The following is a 22,455-nucleotide window of genomic DNA, read 5'->3' on the forward strand; positions in this document are numbered from 1 at the left end:
GGAAACTGAAGGCGGGAAGTTGTCGCGATTTGTCCGCCGCGGCGCGAGCGCTCTTGTAGGAGCGAGCTTGCTCGCGAACTGATTCCGCAGCGAGGCCTGTTTGGGAGAAAACCTGCACCTACAGGTCGAATCCGTGCACGGGAATGCCCTCACCCTAACCCTCTCCCAGGGGGAGAGGGGACCGTGCGGCGCAGGACGACACATCGGCAGCAGCCGGTACGGACCGCTCCCTCTCCCTGAGGGAGAGGGCTGGGGTGAGGGGGAAGCCCTGGTGCCGATGTCCGGCATGGAGAAGTAAAAAAGGCCCGCATTGCGCGGGCCTTCTTCATCACGGACAGGTTCAGACGCGGAAGCGGCTGACCAGTACCTGCAGCTCGTTGCCCAGGCGCGCCAGTTCGACGCTGGAGGCAGCGGTTTCCTCGCTGGCGGCGGCGGTCTGCTCGGAGATGTCGCGCACGTTCATCACGCTGCGGTTGATCTCCTCGGCCACGGCGCTCTGCTGCTCGGAGGCGGCGGCGATCTGCTGGTTCATCGACTGGATGGTCGACACGGTGCGGGTGATGGCGCCCAGACGCTCGCCGGCGCGGCGGGTCAGGTCGACGGTGCTGACGGTCAGGTCGCGGCTGGTTTCCATCATCTGCACGGCCTGCTGGGTGCCGCTCTGCAGGCCGGCGATCAGCTCTTCGATTTCCTCGGTGGACGACTGGGTACGCTGCGCCAGGCCACGTACTTCGTCGGCTACCACGGCGAATCCGCGACCGGCGTCGCCCGCGCGGGCGGCTTCGATGGCGGCGTTGAGCGCCAGCAGGTTGGTCTGCTCGGCCACCGCCTTGATCACGTCTAGCACGCTGCCGATCTTCTCGCTTTCGCGCTTGAGCTTGAGCACCGACTCGTTGGTGCGGCCGACTTCGCCGGCGAGGCGGTCCATCTGGTTCACCGCTTCGTTCACCGCGCCTTCGCCATCGCGTGCCTGGCGGTCGGCGGCGGAGGCGGCCTCGGAGGCTTCCTCGGCGTTGCGCGCGACTTCCTGCACGGTGGCGGCCATCTCGTTCATGGCGGTGGCAACCTGGTCGGTCTCGGTCTTCTGGTTGTTTACCCCGGCGCTGGTCTGTTCGGTGACTGCGGACAGTTCCTCGGCGGCGCTGGCGATCTGCGTGACGCCGTCGTGGATGTGGCTGATCAGCTCGCGCAGGGACAGGTTCATGCGCTGCATGCTCTTCTGCAACTGGCCCAGCTCGTCATGGCGAGTGGTGGGAATGTCGCGGCTGAGATCGCCGTCGGCGATGCGCTCGGCATGGCCGAGTACGTCGCGTAGCGGATTGACGATCTGCCCGGTGATGACCCACGCGGCGATGGTGCCCAGCACCAGGGCGATCAGCGCGGCCAGGCCCAGCAAGGTCTTGGCCTGGGCGACGCCGGCGTCGCGCTTGGCGGTCTGGGCGGCGGTCAGGTCGTTGCTCAGCTTCTCGATCTGCTGGCCGCTGTCGCGCATGCGGTCGCGCGCGGCCTGGCTGTCGTTGACCTCATTGCGGTAGTTGGTCAGCGCGCTGCGGTAGGTTTCCAGCGCGTCGAGGGTGCCGCGGAATTCGTCGCTCAGTTCGGGCGGCGAGGTCTTCATGTCGCTCTGCACGCCTTCGATCAGCTGCTGCAGCGCGTTGAAGGCGCCCTGTTCCAGGTTCTGCGCGTCGGTGCTGGTGTAGGCCATCACCTGCAGGCGAGCCTGCATGACCGCACGGCCGAGGCCGGAAAGATCCTGCAGATGCGCCAGGCTCTCGGCGCTGCCGCCGTTGACCAGCTTCTGCTCGGCCTTCTGCAGCCCTTCGCTGACTGCGCCGGCGGACTTGATCAGCACCTGCTTGGCGGCGTCGCGCTCCTCGAAGGACTTCAGCAACTGGGCGTAGAGGCGGCGGTATTCGACTGACAGCTCATGCTGCTGGTCGATGACGCGACGGTCCTCGGTCTCGGTGAATTTCTCGCTCAGGGAGCGATGGCGCTGGTCCAGGCGATCCAGGGTATCGGCCACCGCCTTGGCGTCTTCCGGCGCGCGGGTGGACTGGAACTTCAGCCGGGCGATGCGCAGGTCCTTGGCGATCGCGACCAGCTCGGAGATCTCGCCGAGCTTGTCGCCGCGGTTGATCACGTTGCCCAGGTTGATCCAGCCGGTGAGGGCGATCAGCAGGGTGAGCAGCAGCACCAGGCCGAAGCCTGCGGCGAGTTTGAGTTTGACAGTCAGGTTGTTGAACCAGCGAAACATGAAGGCGGCGCTCCAGGATTGAACGGGGCCGGTACGCATGGCTGAGCGGGGAATGCGCAGAGTGGGGGACGACCGGTACCGCTGATATCGGCGCGGGAGCGTGGAACTGAAGAGTTCCGGAGTGCTTTTTCTGACTGGCGGTTCACGCTGGAGGCCGCGTGGTTACTGGCTTTGCGCCAGTTTCAGTTAGAACAGTCGTGCCAAAAGCGCGGTCACGGCGGTCTCGACACGCAGGATGCGTTCGCCGAGTTGCACCGGGTTCAGTCCGGCCTCGCGCAACTTGTCCACTTCGTAGGGAATCCAGCCACCTTCGGGGCCGATGGCCAGGGTCACCGGTTCGCTGAGCGCGCGCGGGCATTCCGGCCACGGGCCGGGATGGCCGACCAGCCCGAGACTGCCGGCGGCCAGGGCTGGCAGGCGGTCTTCGACGAAGGGCTTGAAGCGCTTCTCGATGATTACCTCGGGCAGCACAGTGTCGCGTGCCTGTTCGAGGCCGAGGATCAGTTGCTCGCGCACGGCGTCGGGTTCGAGGAAGGGGGTCTGCCAGAAGCTCTTTTCCACCCGGTAGCTGTTGAGCAGCACCAGGCGCGGCACGCCCATGGCGGCGACGGTCTGCAGCACGCGGCGAAGCATCTTCGGGCGGGGCAGGGCGAGCAGCAGGGTCAGCGGCAGCTTGGCCGGCGGGGCCTGCTCGAAGCTGACCTGAAGCTCGGCCTCGTTGGCCTCCAGGCGCAGCAGGTGGCCTTCGCCCATCAGGCCGCCGAGGCGGCCGACGCGCATCCGGTCGCCACTCTCGGCGCGGTGGACTTCCTGCATGTGGATCAGCCGGCGGTCGCGCAGGATCACGCGGTCCGCCGCCACGAAGTCGGCGTCGTCGAGCAGCAGCAGGTTCACGGGCGGGTGGCCGGCGGCTGGTCGCCCTTGGATTCTTCTTCCTCTTCCGGGCCGCGCTTGCGGATCAGGTGGCTGAACAGCACGCCGGCTTCGAACAGCAGCCACATCGGCACCGCGAGGAGAGTCTGCGACAACGGGTCCGGCGGCGTGAGGATCATGCCGACCACGAAGCAGCCGATGATCACGTAGGGCCGGATCTTCTTCAGGTAGGCCACGTTGACCACGCCAATCCACACCAGCAGCACGGTGGCGACGGGAATCTCGAAGGCCACGCCGAAGGCGAACAGCAGGGTGAGGAAGTCCAGGTAGCTGTTGATGTCGGTCATCGGTGTCACGCCTTCCGGGGCCTGGCCGAGGAAGAAGTGGAACATCAACGGGAACACCAGGAAGTAGGCGAAGGCCATGCCGGCGTAGAACAGCACGATGCTGGACGCCAGCAGCGGCAGGGCGACGCGCTTCTCGTGCTTGTACAGGCCGGGCGCGATGAAGCCCCAGACCTGGCCGAGGATCACCGGCATGGCGAACAGCACGGCGACGATCATGGTCAGCTTCAGCGGCGCGAGGAAGGCCGAGGCCGGGTCGATGGCGATCATGGTCGCGCCTTCGGGCAGGAAGCGACGCAGCGGCTCGGAGGCCAGCGCGTAGATCTTCTGCGAGAAGTACAGCAGGCCGATGAAGATCACGAAGATCGAGACCACGCAGCGCAGCAGGCGCGTGCGCAGCTCGGTCAGGTGCGAGACCAGGGGCATTTCCTGGTCGTGTTCGGGCTGGTCGGGTTTTTCGGCGCTCATGGGGTACGCGGCGTCTCGGACGAAGCGGGCGGTTGGCTTGGCACCGGTTGCTCGCTTGGGGCCGGCGCCTGGGGCGCGGCGGCAGGTTCTGCCGGGGCGGCGGGGGCCGCTTCCGGGGTGGCGGCAGGCGCGATACCTGCGCCCGGCAGGCTGTTCAGGCGGCTATTGGGTGCGATGGTCGGCGCAGCAGGCGGCTCGGCGGGTGCGCCCTGCTCTTCGGGCTGGGCCGGCGACTGCTGCGGACTGAAGGCTTCCCGAGCCTGGTCTTGCAGGCCGGTCAGTGGCGCCATCAGCTTCTTGGCTTCCTGTTCCATCTGCAGGATGTGCTCGTTGTGCAACTGGCGGCGGATTTCATCCGCGCCCAGCTCGCGCTCCACTTCCGTCTTGATGGCGTTGAAGCTGCGCTTGAGCCGGCCGATCCACAGGCCGGCCGTGCGCGCGGCGCCCGGCAGGCGGTCGGGGCCGAGCACCAGCAGGGCGACGAGCCCTACCAGCAGCAGTTCGCTGAAGCTGATACCGAACATTAGGGCGTGCCCCCGCTAAAACGGCAGAGCGCGTTGCTCAGCTGAGCGTGCCAGGCAAGGCGCAAGGTGCAGCCGATGGCTCTTCCCTCGGCAAAACTTGCAACGCCGCCTGACGCGCTCAGCTGAGCAACCCTTCGGGACGGGCCCCGAAAGGCGCAATGCTGCGTCATTCGTCGTTCATTTGGAGTCACCAAACTTCGCTCCTCTCTCCTTGCCTTGCGCCTTTCGGGGCGCCGTCGCGCCTGTCGTTTTAGCGGGGGCACGCCCACTAGTCCTTGCGCGCCGGCTCTTCGACCTTGTGCGCCTGGGCGTCGATGGTGTGCGGCTGGTTCAGCGGCGGAGTGCCGGCAGCGGCGTTGGGGTCCTTCTTCTCGTCTTCCTCGGTGTTCATCGCCTTCTTGAAGCCCTTGATGGCTTCGCCGACGTCCGAACCCAGGTTTTTCAGGCGCTTGGTGCCGAAGACCAGGACCACGACGATCAGGATGACGACCCAGTGTTTCCAGTCAAAGATGCCCATCTTGTTCTCCTCGATATTGTTCGGGTTCAGGCCGACGGTTGGCGTGCCGCTTTCTCGTCGTGCCCGGAAAGGCCGAAGCGGCGGTTCAGCTCGTCCAGTACAGCCTGCGGATGCTGGCCGAGGGCGGCAAGCATCACCAGGGAATGGAACCAGAGGTCGGCCGTTTCGTAGATCAGGTCCGTGCAGTCGCCGCTTACGGCGGCGTCTTTGGCGGCGAGAATGGTTTCCACCGATTCCTCGCCGACTTTCTCCAGAATCTTGTTCAGGCCCTTATGGTAAAGGCTGGCCACGTAGGAGCTGTCCGGTGCGGCATTCTTGCGCGCTTCGAGGACTTCCGCCAGACGGGCGAGAGTATCAGTGCTCATGGGGTTTTCCCGTACCTGCGTGGGTGTAGATGGCGTCCGGGTCCTTCAGGACCGGGTCGACGGTCTGCCAGGCGCCGTTCTCGAACACGCGGTAGAAGCAGCTTTCGCGGCCGGTGTGGCAGGCGATGCCGCCCAGTTGCTCGACCATCAGGATCACCACGTCGGCGTCGCAGTCCAGACGCAGCTCGTGCAACTTCTGTACGTGCCCGGATTCCTCGCCCTTGCGCCAGAGCTTGCCGCGCGAGCGCGACCAGTAGATGGCGCGGCCTTCGGCGGCGGTGAGGGTCAGCGCCTCGCGGTTCATCCAGGCCATCATCAGCACGCGGCCGGTGCGATGGTCCTGGGCGATCGCTGGCACCAGTCCATCGGCATTCCAGTTGATTTCGTCCAGCCAGTCTTTCATCTCGGGTTCCGTACGGCGGGCACGCGCGGTGCCCGGAGCCACTGTATACAACGCGTAAGTGTGCCAGTCAGTAGGGCGACTGGCTATCGGCGCAGGATCAGATACAGACCGCCGGCCAGCATCGCCCAGGCCGGCCACGCGCTGAGCGAGTGCGTGACCAGCCCGGTCTGGGCCGCGCCGGCCACCAGGACGGCACCAATCAGCCGTGCCGGCCAGGCGCTGGCCATGCCCGGCTGGGCGCCGGTCAGGCGCGCTTCGGGCTGCGGCTCGCGGGACAGGCGTTCCAGGGTGTCGCGGGTCATCTGCGCCAGGTGCGGCAGTTGCTCCATGTGTTGCTGGGCATTGCGCAGCAGGGTGCCGGGGCTGACGCGGTCGCGCATCCAGCGTTCGAGATAGGGCTGCGCGGTGGTCCACAGGTCCAGGTCGGGATAGAGCTGGCGGCCCAGGCCTTCGATGTTCAGCAGGGTCTTCTGCAGCAGCACCAGTTGCGGTTGCACTTCCATGTTGAAGCGCCGCGCGGTCTGGAACAGGCGCAGCAGCACCTGGCCGAAGGAGATGTCCTTGAGCGGTTTCTCGAAGATCGGCTCGCAGACGGTGCGGATCGCCGCCTCGAAATCGTTGACCTTGGTTTCCGCCGGCACCCAGCCCGAGTCGATGTGCAGCTGGGCGACCTTGCGGTAGTCGCGCTTGAAGAAGGCGATCAGGTTGCGCGCCAGGTAGTCCTGGTCCTCGTCGGTGAGGCTGCCGACGATGCCGCAGTCCACCGCGATGTACTGCGGGCTCCACGGCGTGCGAGTGCTGACGAAAATGTTGCCGGGGTGCATGTCGGCGTGGAAGAAGCTGTCGCGGAACACCTGGGTGAAGAAGATCTCCACGCCGCGCTCGGCCAACGCCTTGAAGTCGGTGCGCTGGTCGCGCAGGGTCTCCAGGTCGGTCACCGGGATGCCGTAGATGCGCTCCATCACCAGCACCTTCGGACGGCACCAGTCCCAGTAGACCTGGGGCACATAGAGCAGCGGAGAGCCCTCGAAGTTGCGCCGCAGTTGCGAGGAGTTGGCCGCTTCGCGCAACAGGTCGAGCTCGTCGTAGATGGTCTTTTCGTAGTCGCTGACCACTTCGGCCGGGTGCAGGCGGCGGGCGTCGGCGGAAATGCGTTCGGCCATGCGCGCGAGGATATGCAGCCAGGCGATATCGGAGCGGATCACCGGTTCGAGGTTCGGGCGGATCACCTTCACCACCACTTCCTCGCCGGATTTCAGCTGCGCGGCGTGGACCTGCGCCACCGAGGCGGATGCCAGCGGTTCGCGCTCGAAACGCGAGAACACCTGCTCGATCTTCGCGCCCAGTTGCTCTTCGATGCGCGCCACGGCGAGGTCCGGCGGGAAGGGCGGCACCTTGTCCTGGAGGAAAGCCAGTTCGAGGGCGATGTCATCGGGCAGCAGGTCGCGGCGAGTGGAAAGGATCTGGCCGAACTTGATGAAGATCGGCCCGAGGTCTTCCAGTGCCAGGCGCAGGCGCGCGCCACGGCTCAGTTCCAGCGGCTTGCGCGGCAACCAGCGCCACGGCAGCAGCCCGCCGAGCAGGCGCAGCCACCAGGGCAGGAAGGGCAGTTCGAGGACCATATCGTCCAGTCGGTAGCGGATGGCTACGCGCTGGATGCGCAGCAGGCGGCGGAAGGCGAGCAGCTTCATGCGTCGGGTTTGATCTTCTGGCTGAGGCGCGAAATCCGCGCGTCGAGGCGGTCGAGGGCGGTCTTCAGCTGGTCCAGCTCGGCGAAGCGCGCTTCGGCTTCATGCTGGCCGACCAGGGTGCGGCTTTCCTCGGCGAGATAGTCGGCCAGGCTCAGGCGCAGGCTTTCCAGGCTGTCGCCGGCCCAGGCCATGCCGCCGCGCAGGCGCGCTCCGAGCAGGTGCGCGGGCACCGGGCCGAGCCAGCGGGAGACTTCGTACTCCCAGTCCAGCTCCAGGCTCTGGAGGATGTCGGCCAGCTCCAGCAGCATCGCGCTGTCGCCGCCCATGGTCACTTCCGGGCTGTGCAGGACGCGGGTCTTGTCCTTGGCCAGCGCCAGTTGCAGCAGGCTGCCGGCCGGCGCGACGAGGGTGCAGTCGGCCTGCGCCTCGTGGTGCGCGGCCAGGTGCAGTCCGTCGGCATCGGGCAGGATGAACAGCTGCAGCGCGGGCGCCTGGCAGTCCACTTCCAGCACCTTGCCGGCCAGCCGGCCGAGGCGCTTGAGCGCCACGCCGTCGAGCCGCAGCACGCGGTTGACGGTGGCTTCGGCGCTGGCCAGCGCGGCCTGCAGGAGCAGGGTCATCAGGGCTTGATGCCGCGGTGCAGGGCGACCACGCCGCCGGTCATGTTGTGGTAGGTAACGCGGTCGAAACCGGCCTCCACCATCATCGACTTCAGCGTTTCCTGGTCCGGGTGCATACGGATCGATTCGGCGAGGTAGCGATAGCTCTCGGAATCGTTGGTGACCAGCTTGCCCATCAGCGGCAGCAGGGTGAAGGAGTAAGCGTCGTAGGCCTTGGACAGCAGGCTGCTGGTCGGCTTGGAGAACTCCAGCACCAGCAGGCGGCCGCCCGGCTTGAGCACCCGCAGCATGGAGCGGATGGCTTCGTCCTTGTGGGTGACGTTGCGCAGGCCGAAGGCGATGGTCACCGCGTCGAAATAGTTGTCGGGGAACGGCAGCTTCTCGGCGTCGGCCTGGACGAAGTTGACGTTGCCGGCGATGCCGCTGTCGAGCAGCTTGTCGCGGCCGACCTTGAGCATCGAGGCGTTGATGTCGGCCAGCACCACTTCGCCGGTCGGGCCGACCAGGCGGGAAAACTGGCGGGTCAGGTCGCCGGTGCCGCCGGCGATGTCCAGCACCCGGTTGCCCGCGCGCACGCCGGACAGCTCGATGGTGAAGCGCTTCCACAGACGGTGGACGCCGCCGGACATCAGGTCGTTCATCAGGTCGTACTTGGCCGCGACCGAGTGGAACACCTCGGCGACCTTCTCGGCCTTCTCGCTCTCGCGCACGGTCTTGTAGCCGAAGTGCGTGGTGGGATCGGCGCTGTCCTGGCCGGCTTGGGGCTTGCGCGGTTCGCTCATGGCATTTCTACCCTGGAAGTCAGTGGCGGGCATTCTAACAGGATGCGGAGAAAACGCCGCCCCGCTCGCCACCCTGAGAAGGGCGGCGGGGTGCGGCGATACGGCGCGGCGCGTATGATCGGCGGGGTCAGTCAATCGCGGAGTTCCAGCATGTCCCGTATCCACGTCGAACGTTCCCACTCCCTCGGCCGAGAGGCCGCCCGTGCGAAGGCCGAGAAGCTCGCCGACAAGCTCACCCGCGAGCACGGCGTGAGCAGCGAATGGCAGGGCGACACCCTGGTGTTCAAGCGCAGCGGCGTGGATGGACGCATCGAGGTGGGCGAGAACAGTGTTTCCGTGGACGTGAAGCTGGGCCTGATGCTGTCGGCCATGAGCGGCCTGCTCAAGGGCGAGATCGAGCGCGCACTGGACAAGGCGCTGGCCTGAATACTTCCCGGCCCCGTTTCTCGCGGGGCCGCAGCCGTTTTCCGACGGCGCCGGCCGTCCTACAAAGGCTGGTATGTGTTTTCTAATTTTCCCCGATACCTTGGCTCACAGTCCCGCCTTTCGCGGGCAGCTGTTCGACATCATCGAATCAGAACCCTGTGAGGTGCCACCATGGCCAAGGCTGTCAGCAAGAAGAAAGTCGTAGAACTCGAATCCACCCTCTACACCGATGCCAAGCACTACGCGCGGCAGATCTGGCTCGCGGGCCTGGGCACCTACGCCAAGGTCGGCCAGGAAGGCAGCGAATACTTCAAGGACCTGGTCAAGGCCGGCGAGTCCGTGGAGAAGAAAGGCCGCGACCTGGTGACCACCCAGATCGACGCCGCCAACGACAGCGTCAAGGGTCGTCTGCACAGCGTGAAATCCAAGATCAACTTCGACAAGATCGAGGAAGTGTTCGACGCACGTGTCGCCTCCGCCCTCAACCGAATCGGAATTCCCTCCAGGCGTGATGTGGAGGCGCTCTCTGCTAAGCTGGATGAGCTGAGCGCAGTGCTCGAGCGTGTCGCGAGAACCCAATAAGGAGAGCAGGATGGCTGGCAAAAAAACTACCGATAAAAAAGAGTCCAGTTGGATCGGCGAGATCGAGAAATACTCGCGGCAGATCTGGCTGGCTGGCTTGGGGGCCTACTCGAAGGTCAGCAAGGACGGCAGCAAGGTGTTCGAGACCCTGGTCAAGGACGGCGAGAAGGCCGAGAAACAAGCCAAGTCCGAAGTCGACAAGGCCGTGAAGACTTCCACCCGTTCCGCCAAATCGCGCGTCGATGCCGTCAAGGGCGCCGCGATCGGCAAGTGGGGCGAGCTGGAAGAGGCCTTCGACAAACGACTCAACAGCGCGATCTCGCGCCTGGGCGTTCCGAGCCGCAATGAGGTGAAGACTCTGCACAGCAAGGTCGACAGCCTCACCAAGCAGATCGAGAAGCTCACCGGCGTCAGCGTCAAGACCGCCAAACCGGCCGCCAAGGCCGCCGCCAAACCCGCAGCGAAAGCCGCCGCCAAGCCGGCTGCGAAACCCGCTGTGAAGACCGCGGCGTCCAAGCCGGCGACCAAGGCCGCTGCGAAGCCCGCAGCCAAACCGGCCGCCAAGCCCGCTGCGAAAGCTGCTGCGAAGCCGGCTGCCAAACCCGCTGCCAAGCCTGCCGCGAAACCGGCTGCGAAGGCTGCGGCGAAACCGGCCGCCAAGCCCGCTGCTGCGAAAGCCGCTGCGAAGCCGGCTGCCAAGCCTGCGGCAAAACCGGCTGCTGCCAAGCCCGCTGCTGCGAAGCCTGCAGCCAAGCCGGCCGCGGCGAAGAAGCCGGCCGTGAAGAAACCCGCTGCACCGAAGGCCGTCGCCAAACCGGCAGCTCCGAAGCCGGCAGCTCCGGCCGCCACTCCGGCACCGTCGGCTCCCGCCGCCGCGCCGTCCGTGACGCCGTCCGCTGCTACTCCGGCGACACCGTCGACCCAGGCCTGATCGGTCTGCTGCAACACCCACGCCCGGCCTCGTGCCGGGCGTTTTCATTCTCTCAGGGGAAGAATCAAGGGGTGAGTCAGGGGTCGAGATAGCGCCGGGCGAGGCGTTCGGCGATCAGCTGCGAGTCGGGCCGCAGGTGCGGCGCCACCAGCATCATCACCTGGAACACTACGTGGCGGATGTCGCCCTCGTGGCCGAGGATGCGCTGGTAGTCCAGTGAGAACAGCAGCGTCAGGGTGATCTGCTCCACCAGTTGGCCGAGGGCCTCGGTGTCGCTGACCAGTTCGTCCTGGGCTTTGAGTTGCGCCAGCAGGGTGGCCAGCGTGCGCTTGAGTTGGTTGAGCCAGGCGCGCACGCCGCGGGCCAGCTTGGGCAGCTTCCCGGACAGGTTGGAGAGGTCCTGGAAGAGAAAGCGGTAGTGCGCCAGGCGCTCGACGATCAGGTGCAGGAACAGCCAGTAGTCCTCGGCGCCCAGTTGCACGTCGGTGGGCGGATCGAGCAGCGGCGCCAATTCGTCCTGGAAGCGCTCGAACAGCGCCAGCACCAGGGGTTCCTTGCCGTGGAAGTGGTAGTAGAGATTGCCAGGGCTGATGCCCAGTTCGGTGGCGATCTCCAGGGTGGACACGTTGGGCTCGCCCTGCTCGTTGAACAGCTGCAGGGCGCATTCGAGAATCCGGTCGCGCGTTTTCATCCGTGTTCAGGTTCCAGCCGCAGTGGAGGCCGACGATAGCCGTGGGGGAGGGTGGATGCCAATGGCTGTGCGGCAAACTTCCGCATTGCTTATCCGTATGAACGCCTCAGGGATGCGGATCGAAACATGGCAGCCTATGGATAGCCCTGCGCTCGGCCCGTCCCTCTCCCTCAGGGAGAGGGGACCGTCCTGTGCAGGAGGAGGCGGTGATCTCAGCCGGCGCGATCTGCCCCCTCTCCCTGAGGGAGAGGGCTGGGGTGAGGGGGAGAACGCAGGCACGGTTTATCCAGGAGAGGGATTTGTTCTCGCAAGATGCCTGCCGCAAGCCTGAAGCGACCAACCCGCAATGGGTTGTCTGCTGCGTTCTGCGTTCTGCGTTCTGCGATCAGCGCACGTGCACGTACGTCCCCGGTGCCGCCTCCTTCGACGGATACTCAGCGTTACCCAGTTCGAAGCTCACTGGCCGCCGCTCGCCGGAGCGCTCCTGGATCCACGCCAGCCACAGCGGCCACCAGCTGCCCTCGTGACGCTGGGTGTCGTAGTACCAGGCGCGCGGGTCGGAGCTGAGCTTGCCGTTCTCGAAGTAACAGGCCTTGGGGTTGCCCGGCGGGTTGAGGATGCTCTGGATGTGTCCGCTGTTGGACAGCACGAAGCGGCTGTCGCCACCCAGCAGCTGCGCCGAGCGGTACACCGCATCCCAGGGCGTGATGTGGTCGGTGATGCCGGCGACGTGGAAGTTGTCGACGGCGACTTTCTTCAGGTCGATGGCGCTGCCGTTGAGCTCCATGGCGCCGGGGCGGGCCAGTGGGTTGTGCTTGAAGAAGTCGAGGAAGTCGCCGTGCAACGCGGCCGGCAGGCGGGTGTTGTCGTTGTTCCAGTAGAGGATGTCGAACGCCGGCGGCTGCTTGCCCAGCAGGTAGTTGTTGACCCAGTAGTTCCAGATCAGGTCGTTGGGGCGCATCCAGGCGAACACCTTGGCCATGTCGCGGCCATCCAGCACGCCGTGCTGGTAGGAACGACGCTTGCTGCTCTCCAGGGTCTGCTCGTCGGCGAACAGCGCCGCGGGGGTCTCCACCTGGCTGTCCAGCAGACTCACCAGGTAGGTGGCGCTGGCGATCTTGCGCAGCTGGCGGCGTGACTGCAGGTGCCCTTGCAGGGCGGCGATGGTCAGGCCGCCGGAGCAGGCGCCCATCAGGTTCACGCTGCGGCTGCCGCTGATCGAGCGGCACGCCTCGATGGCCTCGTCCAGTGCGCTGACGTAGGTCGACAGGCCCCACTCGCGGTGGCGCGCATCGGGGTTGCGCCAGCTGACCATGAACACCTGCAGATTGTTCTTCAGGGCGTACTGGACAAAGCTCTTCTCCACCGTCAGATCGAAGATGTAGAACTTGTTGATCTGCGGCGGCACGATCAGCAGCGGCTTGGCGTGCAGATGTTCGCCCATTGGCTTGTACTGGATCAGCTCCAGCACTTCGTTGCGGAACACCACCGCGCCCGGCGTGGTGGCGATGTTCTGGCCAATCTCGAAGGCACTGCGGTTGACCTGGCTGGGCATGCCGCCGTTGTGCACCAGGTCGTCCAGCATGTGCTGGAGGCCCTTGAGCAGGCTCTGGCCGCCGGTATTGAACAACTCCTTGACCGCCAGCGGGTTGAGCAGGGTGTTCGACGGCGAGGCGGCGTCGGACAGGATCGACAGCAGGAAGCGCGCGCGGGCGCGGTCGTCGTGGTTCAGGTCGCTCTCGTCGATCCAGGCCAACAGTTGCTTCTGCCAGGCCAGGTAGGCCTGCACGGTGCGCCGGTAGATCGGATTGAGCCGCCAGGACGGGTCCTGGAAGCGTGCATCCTGCGGGTTGGGCTGCAGCGGCGAATCGCCGATCAGCACCTTGCCCATCTGCTTGCCGAAGGCCGCCAGATGCCGCGCCGAATGCATCGGCTGGCGCACGCCCTGCAGCGCCAGCATGCGCAGGGTGGACAGCATGTCCTTGCCGCGCAGGCCGACCATCGCGCTCTGCGCATTCATGTACTCGGTGGGGACGGGGACGCTACCAGGCTCAGTTTTCTCTCGCATGAACAGCACTCCGTAAAGGGTCCGACCTGCCAATGGCGAAGCAAGGGCTGTACCGGACTGGGGAAGAGCCCGTTCCAGACGCTTGTCGCCGGTTCGAGGGATGTGCACGGGTATCGACGCGAGAGGAAACTGCCCGAAAACAGGGCAGTGGATCAGCAGCCGGGTCGCCCTGCGGACACCGGTGAAGGTGGCCGCAGTGGTCATCCCGATTCAGGCGCTACGTGTCGATACCCGTGAACACGCCTGTTTGTTGTTCGGCTCTTTAAAAAAAGTGCCTGCGCAGCGATCGGTCAAGGCAGGATGCCCACCGAGTGTGACGAAGCCGTGATGCCTCAACTGGCCTTGGGGGTGAAGGGCCGCGGGTGCATGACCGCGCGCTGCCGTTCTTCCTGGAGGAATTTCATGATGATCGGCGCCACGGTTTCCGCGCGGGTTACCAGGAACAGGTGGCCATCGTCGATCACGTGGAGTTCGGCGTTGGGAATGCGCCAGGCGAGCATGCGCATGTTGATCAGCGGGATGATCGGGTCGTCGTCGCCGGCCAGGATCAGCGTCGGCTGGTGGATCTTGTGCAGCCAGTGGATGCTGGTCCAGCCGAGCCCGGCAAACAGCTGCCAGTAGTAGCCCATCTTGCCGGACGAGCGGACCTTGCTGGCGAAGGCCATGGCCAGTTTCGGATCGCGGCGGAAGGCGCCGCCGTAGATGTCCGGGGCGATGTGTACGCCGTAGGACGGCTGGATATAGCGGCGCGGACTCGCCATGCGCCAGAGCACCTTGGGCTTGCCTGGCACCATCACCGCGCCGGCGGCGGTGGCGGCGAGGATCAGCTTCTTGCAGCGCTCCGGATAGTCATGGGCGAACTGTTGGGCCAGCGCGCCGCCCCAGGACACGCCGATGGCCGTCACCTGGCCGTAGTCCAGGTAGTCGAGCATCCGCGCGGCCAGCTTGGCCAGGCCGGGGAATCGATAGGGCGTGCTGGGCGTGGACGAGCCGCCGACACCGGGGACGTCGAAGGCGATCACCTCCAGGTCCGGGTCCAGCGCGGCGACGAAGGGGAACACCAGTTCGAGGTTGGCGCCGATGCCGTTGAAGATCAGCAGCGGCGTCATGTGCTTCTTGCCCGGGCGCACGGCGGTGCGGATGGTCTGCCCGTCGAGTTCGATGGTGCGGAACTCGAAGGGCTGCGCCGCCGGCGCCTTGCTCGGCAGGATCTCCTCGCCGCTGCGTTTGCTGCGCGCGCGCCGGCTCGTCGGCGCGGCCACTTCCACGGCCTGCGACGAATCTGGAGAGTTGGCGTCGTCCACGGCGCCGGCTTGCGGGAGGAGTTCTGTTTTCATCGTTCGTGTACGTAGGTTCCAGGGGAGGCTTCGCCGGCCGGATAGGTTTTGTTACCCAGGGAAGTCGGCGCCTTGCGCGTTTTGCCCGAGCGTTCGGCCAGCCAGTTCTGCCAGTGCAACCACCAGGAGTCGGCGTGCTTGCTGGCGTTTTCCTGCCAGGTCTTCGGATCGACCGAGAGTTCCGGGCCGGTCATGAAACGCGCCTTGGGGTTGCCCGGCGGGTTGAGGATGCTCTGGATGTGGCCGCTGTTGGAGAGGACGAATTCACACTTGCCACCGAGCAGGCGCGCGGAGCGGTAGCAGGCTTCCCACGGGGTGATGTGGTCGTTGAGTCCGGCCAGGCAGTAGAAGTCGCAGGTCACCTGCTTGAGGTCGATCGGCGTACCGCCCACCTCCAGTGCACCCGCGCGGCTCAGCGGGTTGGTCTTGAACATTTCCACGAGTTCGCCGTGCAGCGCGGCTGGCAGGCGCGTGGTGTCGTTGTTCCAGAACAGGATGTCGAAGGCTGGCGGCTCGTTGCCGAGCAGGTAGTTGTTGACCCAATAGTTCCAGATCAGATCGTTGGGGCGCATCCAGGCAAACACCTTGGCCATGTCCTTGCCTTCCAGCACACCGGCCTGGTAGGAGCGGCGCTTGGCGGCTTCCAGGGTCTTCTCGTCGGCGAACAGGGCGACCTGGGTATCCAGCTCGAAGTCCAGCACGCTGACCATCTGGGTGAAGGCGTTGACCTTCTTCTCGCCCAGCGCGGCGTAGTGGCCGAGCAGGGTGACGGTGGTGATGCCGCCGGAGCAGGCACCGAGCATGTTCAGGTCCTTGGCGCCGGTAATGGCCAGGACCACGTCGATGGCTTCCTTCAGCGCCTCGATGTAGGTGGTCAGGCCCCACTCGCGCTGCGCCTTGGTCGGGTTGCGCCAGCTGACGATGAAGGTCTGCACCTGGTTGCGCAGGCAGAAGCGCGCCAGGCTCTTCTCCGGCGACAGGTCGAAGACGTAGAACTTGTTGATCTGCGGCGGCACCACCAACAGCGGGCGCTCATGCACGCTCTCGGTGATCGGCTTGTACTGGATCAGTTCCAGCACGTCGTTGCGGAACACCACCGCGCCATCGGTGACGGCCAGGTTCTTGCCGACCTCGAACGCGTCCATGTTCACCTGGCTGGGCATGCCGCCATTGTTGACCATGTCCTTGGCGAGATGGGTGAGGCCGTCGAGCAGGCTCTTGCCACCGGTCTCGAAGAAGCGTTTGACCGCCGCCGGGTTGGACAGCGTGTTGGTCGGCGCCATGGCCTCGGTCATCAGGTTGATGACGAACTGGCCGCGGCTGATGTCCTGGGGCGCCAGGTCGCTCTCACCGATCCAGACGTGCAGTTCCTTGCGCCAGGCGAGGTAGGTCTGCAGGTAGCGGCGGTACAGCGGGTTCTGGCTCCAGGCGGGATCGTTGAAGCGGCGGTCGTCGTCCGCCGGCTTGAGCTCGGATTTGCCGAGCAGCACGTTCTTCAGCTCCAGGCCGAAGTGAGTCACGTGCTTGGCACTGTGGAAGGGCTGCTTGATCGCTTGCAGCAGCACCATACGGGCAGAGGTGAGCAAATCCTTGCCCCGGATGCCGATCACCGGGTTCAAGGCGAGGGTGTTTTCCGCGGCTTGCTGGGGTAGATCGCTGTTGTTCTTCTGGGTCATCGGCGACGCTCCATTGTCCTGAGACGCATACTGGCGGGGCTCACCTTCGTGACGTAAGGCCAAGTACTGCTCGGGGTTGCGGAACGTGGAGAGAGCTCCACGCGGTTCATCACTTGGCGGCATCACTGGAAGTTCAGGAAACCACGCTTCATGCACGAGAAATTCCGTGCACTGCACTGCACTGCCTTGGTTACCCGAGTTTCCTTCGCCGCGCAAGCTGGTGCAGCGTGGGCCTTCTCCTCGGAGTATGTCGGGAAAAGTTAGAAAACGCGCCCTAGAGCGGGGGCATCTTGCCAAACCCCTGACGGCGACCACGCGTGCGACAGTCTGCAAGAGGAATGTTGCAAATGGCGTGCCTCGGGATGATTGCCCGACGAAGGTTGGTGCGCAGGGAGAGGCGGGAAGCAAAGATCGAACGGGTTGGGCGCGCGGTTTGCCGGCGAACCGATTTTTCCCTGTGGGAGCGGGCCATGCCCGCGATTGCGCCATCGGGCGCTCCTGCAGGAAATGTGGAATTGCGACTCTGGAGCTCCGCGTAGGAGCGGATTTATCCGCGATGGGTTTGGCGTGGCCTGGGGCCGATCGCGGACGGAGTCCGCTCCTGCGCAGTCAGGAAGTGTGGTGTCCCGGTTATAGCATCAGCTTGACCACGGACTCCGACGGATCGCGCGACTTGCCGGCCTTCTCCAGCTGCGCCAGGTAATCCGCCCACATCTCGTCGTGGCGGATGCACAGCTCGTAGAGGTAATCCCAGGTGAACAGGCCGCTGTCGTGGCCATCGTCGAAGGTCAGCTTGAGCGCGTACTGCCCAGCCGGCTCCAGGTTGCTCAGGCCGACATTCAACTTGCCGACTTGCAGCACCGGATTGCCGTGTCCCTGCACTTCAGCCGAGGGAGAGTGCACGCGCAGGAACTCCGCGGACAGCTCATAGGACTGCTCCCCGTAGGTCAGGGACAGCTTCTTCGAGGCCTTGTGCAACTTGATGGCGGTTGGGATGCGCATGGACGACTCCTGGGCGTGCGTGCGGCCATTGTAGCGCCGCGTAAAACGAACGGGGCGCCCTGAGGCGCCCCGTCGTAACGGTACTCGACCGCTTACAGGATGTAGCGGGACAGGTCTTCGTCCTGCGCCAGTTCACCCAGGTGGCTGTTGACGTAGGCGGCGTCGATCACGATGGCCTTGTCGCTGTGCTCGCTGGCCAGGTCCGCGGCGTCGAACGACACCTCTTCCAGCAGGCGTTCGAGCAGGGTGTGCAGGCGACGGGCACCGATGTTCTCGGTCTTCTCGTTGACCTGGAAGGCGATCTCCGCAAGGCGCTTGATGCCGTCGGCGGCGAACTCGATGTCCAGGCCTTCGGTTTTCAGCAGCGCGGTGTACTGCTCGGTCAGCGACGCATGCGGCTCGCTGAGGATGCGCTCGAAATCGCTCGGGCTCAGGGCCTTCAGCTCGACGCGGATCGGCAGGCGGCCCTGCAGTTCCGGCACCAGGTCGCTGGGCTTGGACAGGTGGAACGCGCCCGAGGCGATGAACAGGATGTGGTCGGTCTTCACCATGCCCAGCTTGGTGTTCACGGTGCAGCCCTCGATCAGCGGCAGCAGGTCGCGCTGCACGCCCTCGCGGGAGACGTCGGCGCCGCCGACGTTGCCGCGCTTGGCGATCTTGTCGATCTCGTCGATGAAGACGATGCCGTTCTGCTCCACCGCTTCCAGGGCGCGGGCCTTGAGGTCTTCTTCATTGACCAGGCGCTGCGCTTCCTCGTCGCGGATCAGCTTCATCGCTTCGGCGACCTTCAGCTTACGGGTCTTGCGCTTGCCCTTGCCCATATTGGAGAAGAGGCTCTGCAGTTGGTTGGTCATCTCCTCCATGCCGGGCGGGGCCATGATTTCCACGCCGGCCGGGATGTCGGCCACCTCGATATCGATTTCCTTGTCGTCCAACTGGCCTTCGCGCAGGCGCTTGCGGAACAGCTGGCGAGTATTGGAGTCCTCGCGTGCTGGCTCGTCACCGAAACCGGCGGTGCGTGCCGGCGGCAGCAGGGCGTCGAGGATGCGCTCTTCGGCGGCATCTTCGGCGCGGTACTTCACCTTCTGCACTTCCTGCTCGCGGAGCATCTTGATCGCGGCATCGGCGAGGTCGCGGATGATCGACTCGACGTCACGGCCGACATAGCCGACCTCGGTGAACTTGGTCGCTTCCACCTTGATGAAGGGCGCGTTGGCCAGCTTGGCCAGGCGACGGGCGATCTCGGTCTTGCCGACGCCGGTCGGGCCGATCATCAGGATGTTCTTCGGCGTTACTTCGGCGCGCAGCTCGGCCGGCAGCTGCATGCGCCGCCAGCGGTTGCGCAGGGCGATGGCGACGGCGCGCTTGGCGTCGTCCTGGCCGATGATGTGACGGTTGAGTTCGTGGACGATCTCGCGGGGAGTCATGGACATTTGACGTGCTACTCCGGAACGACAGCGCTTAGAGGGCGCTGTCGAGCTCCTCAATGGTCAGGTTCTGGTTGGTGAACACGCAGATCGAGCCGGCGATGTTCAGCGCGGTCTCGGCAATTTCGCGGGCGCTCATGTCGTCGCTGGCTTTCTGCAGCAGGGCCATTGCCGCAGCCTGGGCGAAGCCGCCACCGGAGCCCATGGCGATCAGGCCATGCTCGGGTTCGACGACGTCACCGTTGCCGGTGATGATCAGCGAGGCATCCTTGTTGGCCACGGCGAGCATGGCTTCCAGGCGGCTCAGGGAACGGTCGGTGCGCCAGTCCTTGGCCAGCTCGACGGCGGCGCGCACCAGGTGGCCCTGGTGCTTTTCCAATTGCTGCTCGAAGCGCTCGAAGAGGGTGAAGGCATCGGCGGTGGCGCCGGCGAAGCCGGCCAGTACTTCACCGTGGTACAGGCGGCGGACTTTCTTCGCGTTGCCTTTCATCACGGTGTTGCCCAGGGAAACCTGGCCGTCGCCGCCCATGACGACTTTGCCGTTACGGCGGACAGATACGATGGTGGTCAAGGGTCTTACTCCACACAAGCGGGGCGTTGTGCCCGAATGCAGAGTCAGATGGGGACTCGGTCGGCGGGGTTCAAGTCCTACGCCGGACAGGGAGCGCGCTTTTCACGCACCGCCTGTCGGCGCAGGTCTCGATTTCACGGGGGTCAGCGGGTCTGGCGCTGCTGTAACAGCAGATTGCTGAAGCCGTTGCCGGCCAGCTGTTTCTGCGCGGCGGACGCCTTGGCGCGGTCGCCGTAGGGGCCGACCATGACGCGGTACCAGGTTTCGTCGCGCACGGTGCCGGACTCCACGCGGGCGTTCTGGCCCAGCATTATGATCTGCGCGCGCAGGTGATCGGCGTCGGTCTGCTTACGGAACGAGCCGGCCTGCAGGTAATACTGCGTGGCAGCCACAGCTGGCGGCGGAGTCGGCTTGGCCGGCGCGGTGTCGCTGGCCGGAGCCTGCGGCAGTGCCTGCTTCTGCGCGCTGGCGACCTGGGTCGCAGGCGGTGTGGCGGGCGTTGCCGGCTTGACCACCGCGGGCGGTGGCGGATTCTGCCCGCTCAGCGCTGCCAGGGCGCGCTGGGTGTCGATCTTCTCGGCTTCTTCCTTGGTCGCCACCACGGTCGGCGGCGTCTGCGGTTGTTGCGGCTTGGCCGGCGGCGGCACGGCCTCCGGCGGTACCGCGACTTCCGAGCCCGGCAGCAGGGTGTAGAAGTCGTACTTGGGCTTCACCCCGGTCGGCGCGGCCGGCTGTTGCGGCTGCACGGTGCCGGACGGCTTGTTGGAGCCGACCACGGTCTTGGGCGCTTCGGGTTTTTCCCGTTTGACGTCGTTGCGACCCGGCTCCAGCTTCATCAGGAACATGATGAAGCCGCCGATGGCCAGGCCGGCGACCAGCCAGACCCAGCCGGGGACCGACGTCTTCTTGGCCGGGGCCTGGTAGCGGCTGGCGCCGCGCTTGGGAGCGGGTTTCTTCTTCGCCATGGGTGCTTACATGCGCTCCAGGGTTTCCAGGCCCAGCAACTCCAGGCCCTGCTTGAGGGTACGGCCGGTCAGCGCGGCAAGGCGCAGGCGGCTTTCCTGTTGCGCCGGGTCTTCGGCGGTGAGAATCGGGCAGTGCTCGTAGAAGCTGGAGAACAGGCCGGCCAGCTCGTACAGGTAGGCGCAGAGGATGTGCGGCACACCCTTGATCGCCACGTTGTTGAGCAGGTCGGTGAACTGCGCCAGCTGTGCGGCCAGGGCGATTTCCTGCGGTTGCTGCAGGACGATCTTGCCGCCCACTTCGTCATAACCCTTGCCCAGCTTGCGGAAGATGCTCGCCACGCGGGTGTATGCATACAGCAGGTACGGCGCGGTGTTGCCCTCGAAGCTCAGCATCAGGTCGAAGTTGAAGCTGTAGTCGCTGGTACGGTGCTTGGACAGGTCTGCGTACTTCACCGCACCGATGCCAACGGCGTGGGCGATCTGGCGCAGGTCCTGCTCGCTGAAGTCGGGGTTCTTGGCCTTCACCAGGGTGTAGGCGCGCTCCTCGGCTTCGATCAGCAGGTCGATCAGCTTCACGGTGCCGCCATCGCGGGTCTTGAATGGCTTGCCGTCAGCGCCGTTCATGGTGCCGAAGCCCATGTGCTCCAGATCCATGCTGGCCGGGACGAAGCCGGCGCGGCGGGCCACTTCGAACACCTGCTGGAAGTGCAGGGCCTGGCGCTGATCGACGAAGTACAGAACGCGATCGGCGTGCAGCACCTTGTGGCGGTAGCGCATCGCGGCGAGGTCGGTGGTGGCGTAGAGGTAGCCACCGCCCGCCTTCTGCACGATCACCGGCAGCGGCTCGCCTTCGGCGTTCTTGAACTCGTCGAGGAACACGCACAGGGCGCCGTCGCTCTCGACCAGCAGGCCCTTGGTGGTCAGGTCGGCCACCACCTGCGCGAGGTCGTCGTTGTAGGCGCTCTCGCCCTTCACGTCGGCCATGGTCAGTTTCACGTCCAGCAGGTCGTAGACCTTCTGGCAGTGCGACAGGGAGATGTCGTTGAAGCGCGTCCACAGGGCCATGCACTTGGGATCTTTGGCCTGCAGCTTGACCACCAGTTCACGGGCGCGGTCGGCAAACTCGGGGGACTCGTCGAAGCGCTTCTTGGCGGCGCGGTAGAAGACTTCCAGGTCGTGCAGCTCGGCCTGGGCGTCCACCGGTTGTTCTTCCAGGTAGGCCAGCAGCATGCCGAACTGGGTGCCCCAGTCGCCCACGTGGTTCTGGCGGATCACGGTGTCGCCGAGGAATTCCAGCACACGGCTGACGCCGTCGCCGATGATGGTCGAGCGCAGGTGGCCGACGTGCATTTCCTTGGCCAGGTTCGGCGAGGACAGGTCCACCACCACGCGCTGCGCGGGGCCAGCCTTGCGTACGCCGATGCGCTCGTCGGCCAGCGCCTTGTCGAGGCTGGCGGCGAGCCAGGCCTGGTCCTGGAAGAAGTTCAGGAAGCCGGGGCCGGCGATCTCGACCTTGGCCACTTCCGGGCTTTGCGGCAGCGCCTCGACCAGCTTGGTGGCCAGGTCGCGTGGCTTCATCCCGGCAGGCTTGGCCAGCATCATGGCGATGTTGCTGGCGAAGTCGCCGTGGGTTCGGTCCTTGGTGTTCTCCACCTGGATGTCGGGCGTCAGGCCGGCCGGCAGGGTGCCGTCTTCGGTGAGGCTGACAAGGGCTTGCTGGATCAGGTGGCGAATCGTGTCTTTCATGGTTATCTCCGTGCTCGCGTGCATCCGGCGCGCGCGACCGGTTATCGGGCTCAGAACCGCGCATTATCCGTGGCTGGACATGGCTTGCCAACCGCGGAGCGCTCCTTGTTCAGTCTCGCCGCTGTGCCATCCGTCGCGGCTGATGGAAGTCAATGTAGGACGGATGCGCAAGCTTGCGCGGGTTCCTAGGAA

General features: G+C 65.5%; 22 protein-coding genes. 3 read left to right on the forward strand and 19 right to left on the reverse strand.

What is annotated here, in order from left to right:
- Positions 1-340: 340 nt before the first annotated feature.
- From JVX91_RS07595 to ubiE, 10 genes are all read right to left on the reverse strand, one after another.
- Entirely contained in the window at positions 341-2,254 is a 1,914-nt protein-coding gene (locus tag JVX91_RS07595; RefSeq protein WP_205338709.1) for a methyl-accepting chemotaxis protein, read from the reverse strand.
- Positions 2,255-2,440: 186 nt separating this feature from the next.
- Positions 2,441-3,148: a 16S rRNA (uracil(1498)-N(3))-methyltransferase gene (locus JVX91_RS07600; protein ID WP_205338710.1), complete on the reverse strand. Its 708-nt coding sequence runs from the start codon at positions 3,146-3,148 to the stop codon at positions 2,441-2,443.
- Positions 3,145-3,939: a twin-arginine translocase subunit TatC gene (gene tatC / locus JVX91_RS07605; protein ID WP_205338711.1), complete on the reverse strand. Its 795-nt coding sequence runs from the start codon at positions 3,937-3,939 to the stop codon at positions 3,145-3,147. The genes JVX91_RS07600 and tatC overlap by 4 nt, the downstream gene beginning before the upstream one ends.
- A complete protein-coding gene (tatB, locus tag JVX91_RS07610) occupies positions 3,936-4,463 on the reverse strand; it encodes a Sec-independent protein translocase protein TatB (protein ID WP_205338712.1) in 528 nt (175 codons plus the stop codon). The genes tatC and tatB overlap by 4 nt, the downstream gene beginning before the upstream one ends.
- A gap of 268 nt (positions 4,464-4,731) precedes the next feature.
- A complete protein-coding gene (locus JVX91_RS07615) occupies positions 4,732-4,980 on the reverse strand; it encodes a twin-arginine translocase TatA/TatE family subunit (RefSeq protein WP_024766217.1) in 249 nt (82 codons plus the stop codon).
- 26 nt (positions 4,981-5,006) lie between these two features.
- Positions 5,007-5,345: a phosphoribosyl-ATP diphosphatase gene (locus tag JVX91_RS07620; RefSeq protein ID WP_205338713.1), complete on the reverse strand. Its 339-nt coding sequence runs from the start codon at positions 5,343-5,345 to the stop codon at positions 5,007-5,009.
- Positions 5,335-5,748 carry a phosphoribosyl-AMP cyclohydrolase gene (hisI, locus tag JVX91_RS07625; RefSeq protein ID WP_205338714.1) on the reverse strand — a complete coding sequence of 138 codons (414 nt, stop codon included), beginning with the start codon at positions 5,746-5,748 and terminating at the stop codon, positions 5,335-5,337. The genes JVX91_RS07620 and hisI overlap by 11 nt, the downstream gene beginning before the upstream one ends.
- Before the next feature lie 83 nt (positions 5,749-5,831).
- On the reverse strand, positions 5,832-7,439 hold the full coding sequence (gene ubiB / locus JVX91_RS07630) for a ubiquinone biosynthesis regulatory protein kinase UbiB (RefSeq protein ID WP_205338715.1): 1,608 nt from the start codon (positions 7,437-7,439) through the stop codon (positions 5,832-5,834).
- Positions 7,436-8,062, reverse strand: coding sequence for an SCP2 sterol-binding domain-containing protein (locus JVX91_RS07635; protein WP_205339957.1), 627 nt, complete (start codon positions 8,060-8,062; stop codon positions 7,436-7,438). Before JVX91_RS07635 ends, ubiB begins: the two co-directional genes overlap by 4 nt.
- Positions 8,059-8,841, reverse strand: coding sequence for a bifunctional demethylmenaquinone methyltransferase/2-methoxy-6-polyprenyl-1,4-benzoquinol methylase UbiE (gene ubiE / locus JVX91_RS07640; protein ID WP_205338716.1), 783 nt, complete (start codon positions 8,839-8,841; stop codon positions 8,059-8,061). The genes JVX91_RS07635 and ubiE overlap by 4 nt, the downstream gene beginning before the upstream one ends.
- 150 nt (positions 8,842-8,991) lie before the next feature.
- Here ubiE and JVX91_RS07645 point away from each other — a divergent pair, with 150 nt between their 5' ends.
- The 3 genes from JVX91_RS07645 (at position 8,992) to JVX91_RS07655 (ending at position 10,780) form a co-directional block, all read left to right on the forward strand.
- Positions 8,992-9,267: a polyhydroxyalkanoic acid system family protein gene (locus JVX91_RS07645; RefSeq protein ID WP_205338717.1), complete on the forward strand. Its 276-nt coding sequence runs from the start codon at positions 8,992-8,994 to the stop codon at positions 9,265-9,267.
- A gap of 171 nt (positions 9,268-9,438) precedes the next feature.
- Positions 9,439-9,849: a phasin family protein gene (locus JVX91_RS07650; RefSeq protein ID WP_205338718.1), complete on the forward strand. Its 411-nt coding sequence runs from the start codon at positions 9,439-9,441 to the stop codon at positions 9,847-9,849.
- Positions 9,850-9,859: 10 nt separating this feature from the next.
- Entirely contained in the window at positions 9,860-10,780 is a 921-nt protein-coding gene (locus JVX91_RS07655) for a phasin family protein (protein ID WP_205338719.1), read from the forward strand.
- A 76-nt stretch (positions 10,781-10,856) separates the two neighbouring features.
- Here the strand turns inward: JVX91_RS07655 and JVX91_RS07660 are convergent, their stop codons facing one another.
- The 9 genes from JVX91_RS07660 to argS form a co-directional block, all read right to left on the reverse strand.
- Positions 10,857-11,471: a TetR/AcrR family transcriptional regulator gene (locus tag JVX91_RS07660; protein WP_205338720.1), complete on the reverse strand. Its 615-nt coding sequence runs from the start codon at positions 11,469-11,471 to the stop codon at positions 10,857-10,859.
- A 385-nt stretch (positions 11,472-11,856) separates the two neighbouring features.
- Entirely contained in the window at positions 11,857-13,539 is a 1,683-nt protein-coding gene (gene phaC / locus JVX91_RS07665; protein WP_205338721.1) for a class II poly(R)-hydroxyalkanoic acid synthase, read from the reverse strand.
- Between the two features lie 332 nt (positions 13,540-13,871).
- Positions 13,872-14,876 carry a poly(3-hydroxyalkanoate) depolymerase gene (gene phaZ, locus JVX91_RS07670; protein ID WP_240201715.1) on the reverse strand — a complete coding sequence of 335 codons (1,005 nt, stop codon included), beginning with the start codon at positions 14,874-14,876 and terminating at the stop codon, positions 13,872-13,874.
- Positions 14,873-16,552, reverse strand: a complete 1,680-nt coding sequence (gene phaC, locus JVX91_RS07675; protein WP_205338722.1) for a class II poly(R)-hydroxyalkanoic acid synthase — start codon at positions 16,550-16,552, stop codon at positions 14,873-14,875. Before phaC (JVX91_RS07675) ends, phaZ begins: the two co-directional genes overlap by 4 nt.
- Before the next feature lie 630 nt (positions 16,553-17,182).
- A complete protein-coding gene (locus tag JVX91_RS07680; RefSeq protein ID WP_205338723.1) occupies positions 17,183-17,554 on the reverse strand; it encodes a DUF971 domain-containing protein in 372 nt (123 codons plus the stop codon).
- Positions 17,555-17,646: 92 nt separating this feature from the next.
- Complete coding sequence (gene hslU / locus JVX91_RS07685; RefSeq protein WP_205338724.1) at positions 17,647-18,987, reverse strand: ATP-dependent protease ATPase subunit HslU; 1,341 nt, start codon at positions 18,985-18,987, stop codon at positions 17,647-17,649.
- A 28-nt stretch (positions 18,988-19,015) separates the two neighbouring features.
- The gene (hslV, locus tag JVX91_RS07690) at positions 19,016-19,552 is read right to left on the reverse strand and encodes an ATP-dependent protease subunit HslV (RefSeq protein WP_205338725.1); all 537 of its coding nucleotides are present in this window, start codon (positions 19,550-19,552) and stop codon (positions 19,016-19,018) included.
- Between the two features lie 143 nt (positions 19,553-19,695).
- Positions 19,696-20,517, reverse strand: coding sequence for an SPOR domain-containing protein (locus tag JVX91_RS07695; protein WP_205338726.1), 822 nt, complete (start codon positions 20,515-20,517; stop codon positions 19,696-19,698).
- Between the two features lie 6 nt (positions 20,518-20,523).
- A complete protein-coding gene (gene argS / locus JVX91_RS07700) occupies positions 20,524-22,263 on the reverse strand; it encodes an arginine--tRNA ligase (RefSeq protein ID WP_205338727.1) in 1,740 nt (579 codons plus the stop codon).
- Between the last annotated feature and the right edge of the window lie 192 nt (positions 22,264-22,455).

Origin of the sequence: Pseudomonas sp. PDNC002, from assembly GCF_016919445.1 — a bacterium.
Taxonomy (GTDB): Bacteria; Pseudomonadota; Gammaproteobacteria; order Pseudomonadales; family Pseudomonadaceae; genus Pseudomonas.